Genomic DNA, 18,387 nt, shown 5'->3' with positions numbered 1-18,387 from the left:
ATGGACCAGAAAATTCAGGCCGACCTCGAATCCCGTCTCAACGAGATTGGAGAAGAAAACGAGCTGTTACTCCTGCAACTCCATCAGGTTCAGGAGGCGCTCGAGCGTCATCATCTGCAGAACAAGTCGTCTGCGACTGACCTTGCTGTCGCGCCGCAAGCCGGTGTTGCGATCGGTAGGGGCTGGGTGGACGACGAACTGCCCGAAGCGTTGGCGGAAGGTCGGCGTTTGCTCACATTGGTGGACGTTCAGCGGCAAGTCCATCAGACCGAGACGCGCAATTCATTGAATTCGAAGCTCGGGAACTTGTTGATCGAGGGCGCGGATTCCCCGGGGGCGATTGCGACGTTGCCCGGAAAGCTCTGGAAGATCTGGCGGGCGTATAGCCGGCAGACACCTCCGGAATTGCTCGGCGGAAAGGGATTCGACAAGGTCATTGACGCGTACGATCAGGGGAGTTTCGACGCAGTCGACCAACTCATGTCGCGGGCGTCGAGTTCACCCGCCATGCAGGCCAACGGCTACACGGCGTTGGCACGGCATCTGATGAAAGGTGATCGCCCGCGTGCGGCTGAAGCTGCACGTCGCGCGTATGCACTGGACCCTAAGCCCTACCGATTGAAATGGCTTGCGTTTCGGCTTCATGAGGCGGGTGAAGTTATCGAAGCCAGTGCCATGCTGGACGTCCTGCCTTCCGATACTCCGCTTAGCGAGTCGGAAGGGCGGCAGGCCGCGCAGTTGCGCCATGAAGCACGCCATGCACTGCAGCGTGAGGCCAGGCAGAAGACCGGGTTTTCCGAGCGTCGTGCCGAGATCGAACGCCAGTTGAGCGACCTGGTACAGGAAAGGGACGAGCAATCGAAGCAGCTCGAAGCACTTCGCGATGAAAACGAGACGCTCAAGGAGGCGAATGCTCGGCTCGAACACGACAAGCAGTCGTTGACGAATCTTCATGGAGAGGTTGCTCGGCAGGTCCGCGATCGGGCGGGCGAGGTTGAGGCATTGAAGCAGGCCAATGCTCGACTGAGCGGCCTGGTACAGGAAAGGGACGAGCAATCGAAGCAGCTCGGAGCACTTCGTAACGAAAACGAGACGCTCAAGGAGGCGAATGCCCGGCTCGAACAGGACAAGCAGTCGTTGACGAATCTCCATGGAGAGGTTGCCCGGCAGGTTCGCGAACGGGCGGGAGAGGTTGAGGCATTGAAGCAGACCAATGCTCGAATCGAGCAGGACCAATTGGTTCTCGCACGCCGCTACGAAGAGGCGGTTGCGCAAGCGCGTGAATATGCCTTGGAAATCAGAGGCCTGAAGCAAGCCAACGCGCAGTTCGGGCAACAGCAGGTGGCATTGACGTGGCAGCACCGGGAAGCTGCGAAGCAGGCAGCGAACCGTAGTCGTGCGGTCGAAGTGCTGAAGCAAGCCAAGGTGCAACTCAAGCAGGAGAAGTCTGCGCTGGAGATGCGATACGAAAAGGTCACGAAAAAGGCGACCGAGCAAGCACGGAAAGTCGATGCGCTGGAGCGCATCATGGCGCAGCTCAAGCAAGACCAGATCGTACTGGCCAACCTGCACGACAACGCGGTGAAGCACGCGTCCGAGCGTAACCGCGAAGTCGAAGCACTGAAGCGACTCAATGCGCAACTTGAGCAGGACAAGACGACATTGGCCGGTTTGCATCAGGCGGCCGAGAAACTGTTGGCTGAGCGGAGTAGCGACGTCGATGCGTTAAAGAAGGTCAACACGCGATTGGAAGAGGACCACGCAGCCTTGATGGGGCAGCATGAAGATGTCGCAAAGCAAGTCGCTGAACGTGTTCAGGAAACCGATGCGTTGAAGAGTGCCAACATCCAGCTGGCGCAGGAAAAGCTGGTATTGGCGCAGCAGGGCGAAGAAGCGGCGCAGCGAATGGCTGAGCGTAGCCGCGAGATCGACACACTTAAGCAACTCAACGTGCAACTCGAGCAGGACAAGGCAACGTTGCTAGCGCAACGTGAAGAAACTGCGAAGCAGATGGTTGAGCGTAGCCGTGAGATCGACTCACTCAAGCAACGTGCCTCGCAGTTGGAGCAGGACATGGTGACGCTGGCGGGGCAGCGAGAAGAAACGGCGAAGCAGGCGGCCGAGCACAGCCGCGAGGTCGACGTACTGAAGCAGGCCAATGCATTGCTGGAACAAGACAAGGTCGCACTTGCGAGTCGACATCAGGAACTTGCGCAGCAGGCTGCCGAGCGGTGCCAGGAAGTCGAAGTGCTGAAGGAAGCCAGGGCGCAACTGGAGCAGAGCAAGCTCCAGCTGGCAAGTCAGTACGAAGAGGCCGCGAAACAATCGGGAGAGCGCACCCGCGAGGTTGAGGCGCTGAAGCAGGCCACGGCGCAACTGGAGCAGGATAAGGCAGCGCTCGCTGGTCGATACGAAGAGGCCGCCAAGCAGATGGCCGAGCGCGGACGCGAAATCGAGGCCTTGAAGCAAGCCAGGGTACAACTGGAGCACGAGAAGTCAGTGCTGGCCGGGCAACACAGCGACTCCGCCAGGCAGGCAACCGAACGCCTTGCGCGAGTCAACGTATTGGAACAACTGATTCATAGTCGTCAGGTGTACGAGGCGGAGCTGGCGGCGCGTCAGAAGATTGTGCAGGAGGAGATGGTTCGGGCCGAAGCTCAACTCGATTTGATCAAGGACATTCTGCTTCGAGAGTCCGGGTTATGAGAAAGAAGTCGGCGCCTGGTCGCTATAAGACGGCGGTGAAAGAGTCCGCGCAGCCCGTCACGGTGGTCGAGGTCGATTCTGCACATTCCGTTGTTCCTTACGACGAGAATCTGCTGGAGCGTGCGCGCACGCAATGGCAGTTCGGCGACTGGCACAGCCTCGCCCAACTTGGGCGCGGCGTCTTGCAGCGTCATCCGGATCGAGCCAAGCTGGCCTTGCTCGCAGCGGCGGGGCGTCTGCAAACCGGGCAAATCGGCGAAGCCAAACAGTTCATTCGACTCGCCCAGGATTGGGGGATCAGCCAGAAGCTCCTTTGCCAGATTCTTGCCGCAGGCGTCCATAACAGCTTGGGGCGTGCCGCCGCCGTGGCTGGCAATCTGCCGCGGGCGCTCGCGCATTTCGAATCTTCCATTGCCGTCGGTACACCCGGGTCAGACAGGTCGCTGCTGACCAAGGCACGAATCCACCAGCAGTGCAGCGACCTTGGCGTAGCGCCCGGCCATCTTGACAGAGAGCTGGAGAGCCTTGCACGGTCGGATCGACCTTTCTCGCACTCCACTCGACGTTTTCACGTCGTCAAGCTGGCTCAATTCGATTTAGGCGATGCTTGGGCCGGGAATACAATCAATACGGTCATTTTTCGCCACCACGGTGTTCTGACTCATCAGGGAAAACAAATTACGGCTTTCTATGTCGATGCGCATACGCTGCGCATCGCGCGCCGTGATCTGGAAACAGATGATCTCCAGACGTTTGACCTGTGCGGTGAATACAATCTGGCAGACGCTCACAACAGCATTAGTCTTGGTATCGATCGCGCTGACCATCTGCACATTTGTTACGACCACCATGCTACGCAGTTGCGATATCGCCGAAGCACTCGACCCAACGATATATCGAGTTGGTCCGATGAACTGCCCATGACTGGAGAGGCTGAAACGAAGGTAACCTACCCGACTTTCATGCAGCCGCATCATGGCTTTCCATTGACGCTGCTATATCGCGATGGCGTGCACAACAACGGCACTGCGCGTCTCAAGACCTATGACGAGGCATCCACGGGTTGGACGGACCATCCGATACCTGTTTTGAGCGGTAGCGAGTCGAAGCCGTGGACCAGCAACGCCTATTGGAACCACCCGGCTATTGGTCGAAACGGCAGCCTGCACCTGAGCTTTGTCTGGCGTACACATACGCTGGGCGTGGAGGACCGGGTCAACAACATCAATATCGGCTACGCCTGCTCGCTGGACAATGGAATCAGTTGGGTAACGTCCAAAGGGCGGGGCTACAAGCTTCCGATTACACCGGTAAATGCTGAAACGGTACATCCGGTGTCTCCGGGCAGTAATCTCATTAATCAATGCAGCATGGCGCTCGACAGCTGCAACCGCCCGCATATCGTTTTTTATGCCGATGATGCAAACGGCATCCCGCAGTATCAACACTTGCGGTATGACGGTAAGCAATGGCATCACCAGATTGTGTCGCAACGCGTTGAGCCATTTGCGTTGCAAGGCGGTGGAACGCTGCAGATTCCGATCAGTCGGCCGGAGATCGTTATCGACCGCCACGACAACGCGTACATCATCACTCGCGGAGATCACAGCGGCGGAAAAATGGTTGCGACAGTACTGGCCGCTCCCGAGTACACCTGGCATCAAGACAACACCCGGGTTCTGTGGGATGAGGATCTCGGGTACGCGGAACCCGTAATCGACCGATTGCGGTGGGAGCAGGAAAACGTATTGAGTATGTTGCTGCAGTACAACGAGCAACCCAGTCATGACATCGGCTGGCGGCAGACGTATGGGCCCGTCACACTGCTGGACATCCAATTCAAATTCAAGAACTAAGTCCAAAAAATGAAAAATCTGGATACGTCTCTCGCACTTGGCAACGCATCGATGCGGGCGGGAAACTTCGAAGACGCTATTCGCCACTACGCGAGGGTGTTGCTCAAGGCTCCGGGGTTGGCCAAGCACATCTCGGCGAACTTCGTTTTGGCGCGGAGGAAGTACCTGAGAGAGCGCCAATGCGTCAAAAAAACGCGTGTAGGGGTGTGCGGTTGGGACCTCGGGCGTAATCCCGCCGGGCGTGCTTACACGCTGGCTATGTTGTATGAAGGTTTTGCAGACGTGAAAATCGTCGGCAGCATTTTTCCGAAGTACGGGCGACAGATCTGGGAGCCCATTCGAGGGAGTCGGATCGCGAAGCACTGCTTCGTGGCGGACGACGAGTCGTGCTATATCGACCAGGCGATCGAACTGGTTGCGGATCATCCCTGCGACATCGTGCATTTGTCCAAGCCGCGAACCCCGAATATCTTCCTGGGGATTCTCTACAAGCTGATTTGGGGGGCCAAGGTCATCGTCGATGTCGACGATGACGAACTCGCCTTTTTTGGTGAGGATGCGTCTGTCGGCATTGACGAATACATCGAGAAACATCATCAGCTGCCTGCTCTCGCTGACCTCGCGGGGAAGAACTGGACGCGTCTAGCCGTCGGGCTCGTCGAGTCTTTCGACGGCGTTACCGTTTCGAACGCCGTTCTCAAGCATCGATACGGTGGCCATGTCATTCAGCATGCGAGGAATGAAAAGCTCTTTGATGCGTCGCCGGAGTTCAAGCGAAAGAGTCGGGAAAAGCACGGCGTGCCGCAAGAGAAGAAGGTCGTACTGTTTTTCGGCACGCCGAGGAAGCACAAGGGATTGATTGAAACCGCCGAAGCCATTGCGGCACTCAAGCGGGATGACGTGATGTTCGTCATCGTCGGCGAGTTCTCCGATGCGGCGCTGAAGGCCAAATTGCAAGCGATTGCCGGTGTCGAATATCTTTTCATCGGCAATCAGTCCATCGACAATGCCCCGGAAATCGTTGCCGTAGGGGACGTCTGCGTTCTGTTGCAGGATGTCGGTTCGGCCGCCGCACAGCTTCAGATTCCGGCCAAATTGTCTGACGCATTGGCCATCGGCATGCCTGTCCTGGCAAGCGAGACCCAAGCACTGGCAGACGCCATCGAGCGAGGCGCGCTCCTGGCGGTGACACCAGCAACGTTGGGTGCTCGGCTGGAGCAGGTATTGACCGATTCCAGTACTGCTGACCGTTTGAGCGAGGTGGGACGTGCGTATTTTCGAGGCGAGCTTGGTCACGACACGAATATGCTTCATCTGCGTCAGGCTGTCGAGCAACACCGTAACCTACCGCTGTCGAAAAACTGTGAGATCCTTCTCAACCACATGGACGAGAAGGTTCGCGATACGCTTCAATACCTGTTGAAAGTAGCCAGCGCTTGCAATCCGGGATATGAGACAACGAATGACCGGGGACGCATAGACACACGCCAGCCCGCGATCAGGGACGCCAGTGGATTGGCAAACGATCGTCCGTGGACGAATGCGGGACGCGGCGGCGTGTCTGGTCGAATTGCCGTTGTCGTCCATTATTTTTATCCGGAGATCTGGCCGGAAATTTGTGTGCGATTGGAGCGAATCGATACCGCTTTCGACCTTTTTGTGACGGCGCCTGTCGAACTCGCTTCGAGCGCGCACGAAAATGTTCTTCGCAGTTTCCCGAATGCACGATTCGCCTTCGGCCCCAATCTCGGGATGGACATCCTTCCATTTCTCTCGTTGATTCCTACGTTGATCAACGAGCGATACCTGGCAGTGTGCAAGATTCACACCAAGCGCGGCTACGACGAATCTGCGGTCGTGTGGCGCAATGTGATGCTCGACAGCTTGCTGGGTTCCGACGAAACCTTTTCCTCCGTGGTTCGCGCATTCGAGGGGCATCCGGAACTCTGCCTGGCAGGACCAGCGATGCTGTATCAGTCGGCGCCCAGACTGATGTACGAGAACAAGACGAACGTTTCACGTATCTTGAGGGAGAGCTACGGCAGGGAAATCCCCGAGACGGACTGGGGTTTTTTTGCAGGAACGATGTTCTGGGTTCGTCCTGAACTACTCGAAAAAATTTGCGGGTATGCAACCTTTCATATCGCGGACCAGCAGGCTGCGAACAAAAAGGACGGAAAGATTGAACACGCGTTGGAGCGCGCATTCGGGCTCCTGCCGACCATTTACGGTGGAAGTGTCGGCCTGCTGCACGGATCGAGCGGCGGCGAAGGAAATTGCACGCTTCAGTTGACGAACAATCCCGCCTTCGTCGGCAAGGCTGACGTAGGCGCTGTTCTTGCGCATCGAGCGGGCCTTGCGCGATATGTGGACGCAATCCGGAAGGCGGGAATCTTTGACGACGCGCTTTACAGATTTCAGTATTCCGAAGAGCTGCCGATGGATGTCGATGCGTTGACGCATTACATTCTGATCGGCTGCTTCAGCGGAAAGCGTCCGGTCAAGTCGTTCAGTCCGACACAATATCTGTCTCAGAATCAGGATGTCAGGCGACACAGGGTCGAGCCGTTGTTCCATTATCTGTCCAGCGGCGCGCGGGAGGGCAGGTTACTGTTCAGCGAGCCGGAGAAGGAGCCGCAGTTCCGCTTCGAAGTACTGAACCGGACGCTAATCGACTGGGATCGGATCGCCGCGGAATCTCGGAAGCCTCGCACGCTCGACGTGTCTATCGTGATTCCGGTATATGGCCAACCCGAGCTCACCGTGAAATGCGTGCAGTCGATATTGAACGTGGATTCGACGCTGTCATGGGAAGTCATTCTCGTCGACAATGGCAGCGACCCGGTCACGGCGGCGCAGGTTGAAAAGCTCAAGAGCGGAACGCGGGTCAAAGTCGTACGAAATTGGGAGAACCTGAATTTTGCCCTCGGTTGCAACGTCGGTTTTGCGCACGCCAGTGGGAAGTCAGTCGTATTCCTGAACAACGACACGACGGTCACGAAGGGATGGCTGGAAAAACTGGTACAGCCTCTTGCGGATGAAAAGATCATGGCTGCTCAGCCCAAGCTGCTGTTCCCGGACGGAACGCTGCAATGTGGCGGGGTGGTGTTTTCGCGATGGAGTGCCCTCGGCTATCCGATATACGTGGAATTCCCGGGGGATGCCGAGTGCATCAACAAGAGCCGGCCGTTCCAGGCCATTACGGCTGCCTGCATCGCGCTGCGCAGCGAGGATTTTGCGGAAGTCGGCGGATTCGATCCTGTATTCATCAACGGGCAAGAGGACATCGATCTGTGCCTCAGGCTCAAAGAGCGCTTTCATGGACATTGTTGGTACGCTGCAGATGCCACCGTGATTCACTATGAAGGCAAGACACCCGGCCGCGGAAAATATATTGCGCACAATCGAGCGAGGTTTATTGCGCGATGGTCGGAAAAGCACGTGCCTGACGACTTCTCCTACTATGCGGAGGATGGGTACGTCGTGAAGGCGTGGCGAGTCGATTCGGAAAGAAATCTTGAGAGGGGCATTGCCGTCTATCGTCCTGCGGTCGCTCGCGCCGAGACTCGGGCCATCCTTGACCGGGAGCAACCCGTGTCTTGGCCTATCGCGGATGTATCGGGTGACGCAGTGGTGCCTAAACGAGACACGTTTGTCGGCGGCAAGCAGGCGATCCGGCCGGATGCGCCGTGGTTACTCCTGTGCGCACACGCGGCCGGAACGCAATTGTTCGGCGGTGAACGAAGCTTCCTGGACATGCTCGTCGCGTTGAACGGATGCGGTTTCAACGTCGTTGCAACCTTCCCGGGTTTCGGCAACGAGGCGTATCTGGCAGAGGTTCTACAGTACGTCCATGTGCTCTATGTTTTCGAGTATCAACACTGGCAAAAAGAAGTACCGATGTCGCGATCTGCCGTGGAACGATTCTCTGCCATCATTAAAAAGCATTCGATCGACGCTGTATACGTCAACACGATCGTTATCCGGGAGCCGTTGCTGGCGGCTCGGGAATGTGGCGTGCCCGGCGTCGTTCATGTGCGGGAAATGATTTCGAGCGACGAGCATCTTTCGAAGGCGATCGGGATGTCGCCCGACGACATCGCGTGCCACATTTATGCGAGCGCCGACTACGTCGTGGCGAACTCGAGAACGACCGCGGAGGCGCTGGGACATCCGGATCGCACGTTCGTCGCACCAAACGTGGTTGATCTGACGTGCCTCGACGTGCCCAATCGCATTTATCCGGGTGAGATCACATTCGCGCTGATCAGCAGCAATATCCCGAAAAAGGGGATCTACGATCTCGTCGAGGTGGCCCGAATTTGCGAAAGGATCGCCCCCGGGGCGAGATTCTGGCTGGTTGGTCCCGAGCGCAAGGAAATAAGCGAGCTCATGGCGCTGCAGGAGAGTGGGCGAATTCCACGCAATGTGGTTTTTGCTGGTTACAAGCAAACGCCTCGTGAAGCGCTGGCGGGTGTCAATGTGGTTCTCAACCTGTCGTTGTTTGCGGAATCGTTCGGACGAACGGTAGCCGAGGCGCTGTCGGCAGGACGCCCCGTTATTGCGTACGACTGGGGTGCGTTGGGCGAACTCGTCCAATCCGGGAAAACGGGATTCCTGGTTCCGTATCGGGATGTCGCTCAGGTTGCACAGAAGGTCAGGGAGTTCTGTGCGAACCCGGCACTGATAGACACCTTCGGCGAGGCAGGTCGGCAATTTGTGCTCGAGAAATACACACCGGCAACGCTTCAGGGCAACCTCGGCAAGGCGTTCTCGAAAATTCTCGGACGAGATCCGGTTGTGCACGAAGTATCGCGAGCTGCGGATCAGGCCAAGCAGATGCTCAAGCTCGCGACGGAAAAATATGGGCGTTTTCCGTCGCACGCAGTTAATCGAGATGTCACGGTGGTCGTTCCTGTATATAACGCACTGAACGAGTCGATAGCCTGCATCGAAAGCGTTATCGCGAATACTGACCCGCAACATATGCGCTTGCTCGTCATCGACGACGGAAGCCCGGATCAGCACGTATTTCCTGCTCTTTCGAAATTCGACGGTGCAGGCAATGTGACCGTGATTCGTAACGAGCGAAATATTGGCTATACGAAAACGGTCAATAGAGGGCTGAAGCTTGCCGGTACGGATGACGTCGTTCTGTTGAACAGCGATACCGTGGTGACGTCGAATTGGCTACTTGGACTGAGAATCGCAGCGTATGGGCCAGACTCGGTCGGCACGGTGACTGCCATGAGTGACAACGCAGGCGCATTTTCGTTTCCTGTCCCGGGCAGAGCGAATCCGAAACCGGACAGCATGTCGTATGACGAATATGCATCCGTGGTTCTGTCGGGGAGTACTCCTAAAGATCCGATCGAGCTTCCGACCGGAAACGGCTTCTGTATGTACATCAAGCGGGAGCTTGTCGACAAAGTTGGTGCATTTGACGAGGAAGCATTTCCGCGTGGCTACGGAGAGGAAAATGATTTCTGCATGCGTGGACTGAAAGCAGGTTACAAGAATCTTCTGTCTCCGTGGTCGTTCGTATTCCACGTGCGAACTGCCAGCTTCAAGGGTGAGAAGGCAAAGCTGGTTGCCGAGGGCAATGCCGCGCTCGAAAAATTGCATCCCGACTATCCGGGGCGAGTTCGGGAGGCATTCTCGTCTCCGGCAATCAAAGACCTGCATAGCGCCGTTCAGGCGGCGGTTCGTGAACACGATCTGAGAGCCGCCGAGCTCGGGTGAATGCAGGGAGCGTAAGGATCGGTAAAGGCAAGTCGTAGGCGTTTGCGGGGAGTGCAATTCTTGTGAAATTTACGGTGGTTGTTTGAAGCGTCCTTGAACGATTGGGAAAGTGATTTTGCTCAAAAGAGGGGTTGAAATGCCAAGATATTTGATCGGATGTCTTGCTGTTATGGGGGCGATGGCTTTTTCCACTTCGTCGTTTGCAGGCAGCGACGTTGATTCCTGCAAGGCTCTGCCGCCAGACCTGCCGATCGATCAGGTCTGGGGGAGTGCGCATGTCGAGTTCGCTTCTCTCGAGAGCAAGAAATTTGTCTACATCGCCTACTACGACGCTGATCGCTGGCTCACGGTCGCGCAAATCAATAAATGTACTGGTGAAAAGGAGAAAATCAGGGTTCCGTCTCGCTTCGAGGGGTGGGACGAGCATAACTATATTTCCCTCGTGCTGGACGACAAGAACCGGCTACATGTATCGGGGAATATGCATGTGTCTCCATTGATTTATGCCCGAACGGACGGCCCGGATCGATTGACTGGTCTTGACGCGCTACGACCGATGACGGGAGCGGACGAAACTCGAACGACCTATCCGTATTTTTTTCACTTCGCTGACGGCGCGCTCGGATATTCATACCGATCTGGCCGGAGTGGTAACGGTATTGAGTTGATCAACCGGCTGGAAGGCTCGCGGTGGGTCCGCTGGACAAACCAGCCGATCTTTGCTCCGAACTCGGGAAAGAGCACGGTCAATGCGTACCATTCCAATTACCAGTTAGGGCCGGACGGCTTCTTCCACGTAGCCTGGGTTTGGCGAGAGACCTACCAAGTCGAAACCAACTTCAACGTCAATTATGCGAAGAGCTCTGATCTGCGCACCTGGAAGAATAGTCGAGGAGAGGTTGTGCCGTTACCCATCACGCCAGCCACAGCTGAAGTTGTGGACGCCATTCCGAAGGGTAGCGGACTGATCAACAACGTCAGGATCGGCTTCGACGCAATGGGGCGCCCGGTCATCTCATACCTGAAATTCGATTCGACCGGTGCTACACAGTTGTTCCACGCCAGACGAGAGGGCGACGAGTGGAAGTCAGTGCCAGCGACCCAATGGACCTATCGGTGGGACCCGAGAGGTGGCGGGACGATTCCGAGTGAGATCAATTTCTCGGGTGTGAAAATGAGAAACGGGCGCCTGATCGAACAGGTTCATCAACGGGATATCGGTACGAAGACGTTTGTGTACGATGGCGATTCGCTCAAGGCTCGACAGGTGCTGGGTGCAAGCGTCTGGGCGCCGCCGATTGCCGTCAGGGATCGTCAGACCCCGAAGGGCGCGGAGTTGAATGTTCGTCCAGTCGCAATTGGAGATTCAGCACCAGATAGTGCCGACGCCAATTATGCAATTTCGTGGTTTAGTTTACCTGCGGACAATCGAGATCGTCCGAGGGACTGCAAGGCCGCGGTGCCGTGTAATTTCGTTTCCGATCTGGTGCTGAAACCGATTCGGCCGTTGCATGACGCCTCGAACTAGGCGGTGAAGCGACGACGGATTGTGAGGGTTGTGGGTCATGTCCCGAGAAGCGGGTGCGTTGCCGCATATCGGGGGCTCCCGCTTCGCAGTTGAGTGTGTCGACGTGGTCGGTTTGATCCTGTTGGCACGCTAGACTGGCTCTGAAAGCGCGGCATTCAAATGCAATGTCGGGCACTCTGAATTTGAACAGACTTCCCTGGACGACGGCTCGTCGGGCTCGGGCGTTGCGGGATGTCTGCAATGGAATGAAGTTGCTTTTCCTGACACGAATCGCCTACGGGCGCGCTTGTCTTGGCCGGAAGGAAGGCAGCGGATTTCTTTACCTGTCTGAGAGATGTTTGCATGAAAATCGCTATCGCCGGCACAGGCTACGTCGGCCTGTCCAACGCCGTCCTGCTGTCGCAGCACAATGAAGTCGTGGCTCTGGACATCGTCCCCGAGAAGGTGGCGATGCTCAACCGCAAGGAGTCGCCGATCGAGGATGCCGAGATCGAGGACTACCTGCGCCACAAGGATCTGAACTTCCGCGCGACGCTGGACAAGGAAGACGCGTACGCCGGGGCCGACTACGTGGTGATCGCCACGCCGACCGACTACGATCCGGACACGAACTACTTCAACACCCGCTCGATCGAGGTCGTCATCCGCGACGTGATGGCGATCAACCCGCGCGCGGTGATGGTGATCAAGTCGACCATTCCGGTCGGCTACACCGAGCGCACGCGTGCGGCACTTGGCAGCGACAACCTGATCTTCTCGCCGGAGTTCCTTCGCGAAGGCCGTGCGCTGTACGACAACCTGCACCCATCGCGAATCGTGATCGGCGAGCGATCCGAGCGAGCCGAAGCGTTTGCCGATCTGCTGAAGCAGGGAGCGATCAAGCAGGACATTCCGACGCTGTTCACGGGCAGCACGGAAGCCGAAGCGATCAAGCTCTTCGCGAATACATATCTGGCGATGCGCGTGGCCTATTTCAACGAGCTGGACACCTACGCCGCGCAGCACGGTCTCGATACGCATCAGATCGTCGACGGCGTCTGTCTCGATCCACGCATCGGCGCGCACTACAACAACCCGAGCTTCGGCTACGGCGGCTACTGTCTGCCGAAGGACACGAAGCAGCTGCTCGCCAACTATCGCGACGTGCCGCAGAACCTGATCCGCGCGATCGTCGAGTCGAACAGCACACGCAAGGACTTCATCGCCGAGAGCATTCTCAGGCGCAAGCCGAAGGTCGTCGGCATTTACCGCCTCGTGATGAAGGCGGGGTCCGACAATTTCCGCGCGTCGAGCATCCAGGGCGTCATGAAGCGTATCAAGGCCAAGGGCGTCGAGGTCATCGTCTACGAGCCGGCATTGCACGAATCGACGTTCTTCAATTCTTCGGTCGTGCACGACCTGGCCGAATTCAAGCGCTCCGCCGACGTGATCGTTGCAAACCGCCTGACCGACGATCTGACCGACGTCGCAGGCAAGGTCTACACGCGCGACCTGTTTGGCGGGGACGCATGATCGACCCGAAGTCCGGTCACGCGGCGCGTGCGGCGAGCGCGCTGCCGCGCATCCTGTTCTTCAACGTGAACGGCTCGGGCATGGGCCATCTGAACCGTTGCCTCGCGTACGCGCGTCGCCTGCGGGGCCGCGCGCGCCCGTTTTTCCTTTCGCTGGCGTCGGCGATCGAGATCATCGAGGAGATGGGATTCGAAGCGGACTACTTCGTGTCTCATTACTGGTCGTCGAGTTCGACGTTCGGCTGGAACAGCGAACTGGCCGTCCGGCTGGGCCTGATGCTGGAGCGGGTTCGTCCGGATGCGGTCGTATTCGACGGCACGTGGCCGTTCAAGGGTCTGCTGACGGCGTGCGAGATGTATGGATCGCCCGTCCTCGTGTGGTCCAATCGCGGGCTGCTCAAAGCGGATACCAAGACGGTGCCGGTGGACGAGGCGTTGTTCGATCTCGTGATCCAGCCCGGTGAGCTGGGCGCGACCGAGGCGCGCGGGTCCCTGACGACCGGCGGCACGCGGCTGACGGTTCCGCCGGTCTGCCTGCTGGAGGACGACGAGTTGCTCGACCGTGCAGCGGCGAGAGACGCGCTTGGCCTGCCGCAGGCGGGTCGCTTCGTCCTCTTTTCGCTCGGCCCGGGCAACCTGAAGGATGTCGCCGGCATCGGGCACGGGCTGATCGCCGCGTTCGAGGCGGCCGGCTTCCAGGTGGTCTGGGCGCGGGCGCCCATTTCGGTGCGTGACGTCGAATTGCCGGCCGGCGTGTTGCCGGTCTCGGTCTATCCGTTGGCGCGCTATCTGCGCGCGTTCGATGCATTTGTCGGCGCAGCGGGCTACAACACCTGCTGCGAACTGGTGCAGTCAGGTGTTCCGGCGCTGCTGGTGCCCAACGCGCAGCTGGTGGACGACCAGGTTCGCCGCGCGCGGATGGTCGCCGACGTGATGCCGGCCGTCGTGTCTGCGTGCGAAACCGAACGGGAACGCAAGGCCGCCGTCGACGCGCTGCTGGGCATGTTGCCCGCGGCAGCGGCGGCGCAGCGCGCGGTGCCGATGAACGGTGCGTCGCTCGCGGCGGACGAGATCATCGCCAGGATTACTGAAAAGAGGCGAACGCATTGAGCATCATCGACCAGACCCGGACCTTGAGGCGCGAGTTGCGCGCGCTGGCGGCGAAGCCCGACTGGACGCTGCTGACGCGCCATGACCTGCTCGCCGGGAAACCGCCGACCACACGGAAGGAGCGCGCGTGGCGCGGTGTCAAGCGCGTGCTGGCCACGTTGGGCGCGATTCCGCCTCACGTGACGAAATATCCGTGGCTGCCGACCCTGAAGCACGCACCGGTTTTGGCCGAAGCGAACACGCTGCTGATCTGGGCGCCGGGTACGGAGCGCGATGCATTGCGTCGCGCATGCGAAGGCTTTTCCGCGCGGCTGAAGGGTAACGATGCGCTGGCGCCGGTACTGGTGACCGACGTGGCCGATTTCGCCTTCTATTCGCGGCTGGGCTGGCTGGTGGAATACCTGCCGGAATTGAGCGGCGACGATCGTTCCTATCGCGAGAGAAAGCGCGCGTATCTCGCGTGGCGCTATCGCGATGCGCGGATCGTGCCGCCGGCCGCGGCGCAGGCCAACGACGCCGACTGGAAGGCATTGGTGGAAGTGAACTGAACATGATGGATAGAAATCGCTATGCCATGTTGACGGTGGATACCGAGGCGCTGCCGAAGCGCGCCACGGAAGATCACGTCAAACGGCTGATGTGGGGTGTGCACGAGAAGGGGCGGGCGGGGGTCGGTGAAATGGCTTCGATCGGCGACGAGTTCGGCGTCAAGCACGTGTTCTTCGTGGACCAGTGCGGCGCGTATGCGTATCTCGACGAGACGAAGGAGGTCGTGCGTCGGCTGGATGCCGTGGGGCAGGACGTGCAACTGCATACGCATCCCGAATACCTGCCGGACGCGTTCTGGGCCGAGCACGGCCTGGCACGGCGGCCGCAATACATGAATCAATACACGGACGATGCGCGTGCGGAGTTCGTGATTCGCCACTTCGGCGGGCTGATTTCGGCGGAAACGGGCAAGCCGGTGCTGGCGCACCGTGCCGGTTCGTTCCGCTGGAACGCGTCGACGATCCGGGCGCTGAAGTCGACCGGCGTACAACTGTCGTTCAACAATTCCCTGTGCGCCGTCCATGCCGGGCAGTGCAACTACAGCGAGCCCACGAATCTGCCGTTCCAGTGGTCGAATGGCGTGATCGAGGTGCCGATGACGGAAAAGAAGATCCTGCCGAAGGTCGGCAAGGAAGAATGGTGGGCACGCCTGACTTACCCTGAATCGCCGTACTTCCGGTTCCGTCCGTGGTGGGGCAAGCTGCTGCTCGACGCGTTCAGCGGCAGCCCGACGTTCTCGATCTTCCTGCTCCATTCGTGGTCGCTGCTGTATTGGGACGAAAACGGGCATGCGACCTACCGGGACGACCAGCGCGTCGAAGGCTACCGGAAGCTCCTGTCGCGCCTGACGAAGGATTACGACGTGATCACGACGGCGGAATTCCTGGACCTGCAGGCCCGCGGCAAGATCCGGACCACGCATACGACCGATCTCGCCCATGCCGAACTGAAGTCGGCCGGAGCGGCGAAAGCATGAGCACGACGCTCGAATCGTTGCAGACGGCGGTGACCGAGCCGCTGCGCGCGATGAGCCGTCGACTGACGGCGCATGTGCTCGAGCGCAAGTTGACGCAGCCTTCGCGCGGCGTGCCGTTCGTCGGCGATCCGGACAGCATGCTGTACGTGGCGGCGAGCGCATTGCCGTATCACACGAGCGGCTATACGACGCGCACGCATGAAGTCGTTCGCGCCTTGGCAGCCGCGGGCGGTCGCGTGCATCCGCTGACGCGGCCCGGTTATCCCGGCGATCGCGTGGATCGCCTGACGGATGTCGCCGGAAGCGAAACGCAGGTCAGCGAGGTCCGGTATCTGCATGCGAACGCACCGTTCAACAACCGGCCGGTGCTGATGTATGCGTTGCAGGCGGCGCCCGTCATCGCGCGCGTGGCCATGCAGCATCGCGTGTCCGTGATCCACGCGGCGTCGAATCACGTGAATGCGCTGCCGGCCCTGCTGGCGGCGCGGCAACTGGGCATCCCGTTCCAGTACGAGATGCGCGGGTTGTGGGAGTTGACGCGCATCTCGCGCATGCCGGAATACGAAGGTCGGCAGGCGTTCGTGCAGGGGCTGCAACTGGAGGGCCTGGTGGCCCGTCACGCGGACAAGCTGTTCGTGATCTCGGCGCAGCTGGGGCGGTTCGCGCGCAACCGCTGGGGGATTGCCGGCGAGCGGATGCATCTGCTGCCGAATTGTGTGGACCCCGAACGGTTTACGCCGTCGGCACCCGAGGAGATCGATGTCGACACGATCGGCTATGCAGGTTCGCTGATCGGCTATGAAGGGCTCGATACGTTGATCGATGCGGTCGGGCGGTTGAGGGGAGAAGGGAGCACGGTGCGGGTCGAGATCGTCGGAGAAGGCGAGGCACGGCCGGCGCTGGAGGCACAGGTTCGAAGCCTCGGCTTGTCGGCGCAGATTCGCTTTCTGGGCCGGACCTCGCCGGAGCAGGCGCGCACGACGCTCGGCCGTTGCGCGCTGGTGTGCATCCCGCGCAAGCCGTTCAAGGTTTGCGAGATCGTGCCGCCGATCAAGCTCGTGGAGGCGCTCGCGATGGGCAAGCCGGTGATCGTGCCTGATTTGCCGGTGTTTCGCGACGAAATGGGGCCGCGTCCGGCCGGCTGGTTCTTCAAGGCCGGCGATGCGGTCGACCTGGCACGGGTCATCGATGTGGCGCTGTCCGATCGCGCTGCGCTCGCGGCGTTCCGCGGCCAGGCGAGAGAATACGCGGCCACGCAGCGCCGCTGGCGCGAATTTGTCATGAACGCACTGCCGATGTCGCAGGGTGAGGGGTTAAATGGTCGGCACGGTCATTAGAAAACTGGGTTCGTGGGTCTACGACTACCCGACGGTTACGGAAGACGTGGAGCAGGCCGGGCGCTTCGGGCGCCTGAAGATTGCGCTCGTCACCGACTACTTCACGGCCGATTGCCTGTCGGCGGAATGCCGCGTACGCATCATGACGCCTGCCAACTACGCGGACGTGATCGGCAACTGGAAGCCCGATCTCGTGCTCGTGGAATCGGCGTTTCATGGCGTGGACGGAAGCTGGCGCTACGAGCTGGCGCGACAGTCGCCGCCGATGCGCCTGGGCAAGCCGACGGCGATCTTTCGCCTGGTCGATTTCGCCAGGCGCGCGGGCGTGCCGACCGTATTCTGGAACAAGGACGACGGCGCGTTCTTCGACACGTTCATCGACGTGGCGAAGGCATTCGACTACGTGTTCACGACCGACGAGGAGTGTCTGGACCGGTATCGGCGGCAGGTGCCCGCGCATGTGCCGGTGAACACGCTGGTGATGCCGTATCAGCCTGCGTCGCACAACTTCTCGGGCTTCAATTTCGTGCGCAACGAGGCGTGCTTCACGGGCAGCTATTACCGGCGCATCCTGAACGAACGCCGCCGCTTTCTCGACATGGTGTTCGATACCTGCGAGCAGAGCAATCTGCCGCTCAACGTATTCGACCGCAATCACGATCGCCTGTCGCGCTTCTTCGAGTTTCGCTATCCGAAGAGGAACGGGCTGCGCGTGCATGGCAAGGTGCCGCATCGGGAGACGGCACATGTGTACAAGTCCCATGCGATCTCGATCAACGTGAATTCGGTGACGGGCTCCGAGACGATGTTCTCGCGGCGCCTGGTCGAAATCCTCGCGTGCGGCGGCATCGCCGTGACCAACGCGAGCCGCGCGGTCGACCGGTATTTCCGCGGGTTCTGCCACGTGATCGATACGCCTGACGAGGCGCGGGAGTTGTTTGCGCGGCTTCGGCACGGCCCGTCGCAGGACGATCTGGACAGGGCCGAGGCAGGGGCGCGCTACGTACGGCAGAACCATACGTGGGCGCACCGGCTGGAAGAAATCTGCGCCGTCGTGAAGATCTGAGGGGAA

General features: G+C 59.4%; 10 protein-coding genes. All 10 read left to right on the top strand.

The window, feature by feature from the left end; translation table 11 throughout:
• The 10 genes from DIE06_RS17420 (at position 1) to DIE06_RS17375 (ending at position 18,381) form a co-directional block, all read left to right on the top strand.
• Positions 1 to 2,706: a hypothetical protein gene (locus DIE06_RS17420; protein ID WP_124662471.1), complete on the top strand. Its 2,706-nt coding sequence runs from the start codon at positions 1 to 3 to the stop codon at positions 2,704 to 2,706.
• Positions 2,703 to 4,562, top strand: a complete 1,860-nt coding sequence (locus tag DIE06_RS17415) for a BNR repeat-containing protein (RefSeq protein ID WP_124662470.1) — start codon at positions 2,703 to 2,705, stop codon at positions 4,560 to 4,562. The genes DIE06_RS17420 and DIE06_RS17415 overlap by 4 nt, the downstream gene beginning before the upstream one ends.
• A gap of 9 nt (positions 4,563 to 4,571) precedes the next feature.
• The gene (locus DIE06_RS17410) at positions 4,572 to 10,304 is read left to right on the top strand and encodes a glycosyltransferase (protein ID WP_124662469.1); all 5,733 of its coding nucleotides are present in this window, start codon (positions 4,572 to 4,574) and stop codon (positions 10,302 to 10,304) included.
• A gap of 109 nt (positions 10,305 to 10,413) precedes the next feature.
• On the top strand, positions 10,414 to 11,832 hold the full coding sequence (locus DIE06_RS17405; RefSeq protein ID WP_124662468.1) for a BNR repeat-containing protein: 1,419 nt from the start codon (positions 10,414 to 10,416) through the stop codon (positions 11,830 to 11,832).
• A gap of 342 nt (positions 11,833 to 12,174) precedes the next feature.
• A complete protein-coding gene (locus DIE06_RS17400) occupies positions 12,175 to 13,344 on the top strand; it encodes a nucleotide sugar dehydrogenase (protein WP_124662467.1) in 1,170 nt (389 codons plus the stop codon).
• A gap of 80 nt (positions 13,345 to 13,424) precedes the next feature.
• A complete protein-coding gene (locus DIE06_RS17395) occupies positions 13,425 to 14,453 on the top strand; it encodes a glycosyltransferase (RefSeq protein ID WP_221624057.1) in 1,029 nt (342 codons plus the stop codon).
• Positions 14,450 to 15,001 carry a hypothetical protein gene (locus DIE06_RS17390; RefSeq protein ID WP_124662465.1) on the top strand — a complete coding sequence of 184 codons (552 nt, stop codon included), beginning with the start codon at positions 14,450 to 14,452 and terminating at the stop codon, positions 14,999 to 15,001. Before DIE06_RS17395 ends, DIE06_RS17390 begins: the two co-directional genes overlap by 4 nt.
• Positions 15,002 to 15,003: 2 nt before the next feature.
• Positions 15,004 to 15,978, top strand: a complete 975-nt coding sequence (locus DIE06_RS17385) for a polysaccharide deacetylase (RefSeq protein ID WP_260433639.1) — start codon at positions 15,004 to 15,006, stop codon at positions 15,976 to 15,978.
• Positions 15,975 to 17,315 (top strand): glycosyltransferase, encoded by a 1,341-nt coding sequence (locus DIE06_RS17380; protein WP_124662464.1) that lies wholly within the window; start codon positions 15,975 to 15,977, stop codon positions 17,313 to 17,315. The genes DIE06_RS17385 and DIE06_RS17380 overlap by 4 nt, the downstream gene beginning before the upstream one ends.
• Positions 17,296 to 18,381 carry a glycosyltransferase gene (locus DIE06_RS17375; RefSeq protein WP_124662463.1) on the top strand — a complete coding sequence of 362 codons (1,086 nt, stop codon included), beginning with the start codon at positions 17,296 to 17,298 and terminating at the stop codon, positions 18,379 to 18,381. The genes DIE06_RS17380 and DIE06_RS17375 overlap by 20 nt, the downstream gene beginning before the upstream one ends.
• Positions 18,382 to 18,387 lie beyond the last annotated feature (6 nt).

The sequence above is a fragment of the Burkholderia sp. Bp8998 genome, assembly GCF_003854235.1.
GTDB lineage: Bacteria > Pseudomonadota > Gammaproteobacteria > Burkholderiales > Burkholderiaceae > Burkholderia.
This window is presented reverse-complemented; position numbering and strand designations above follow the sequence as displayed.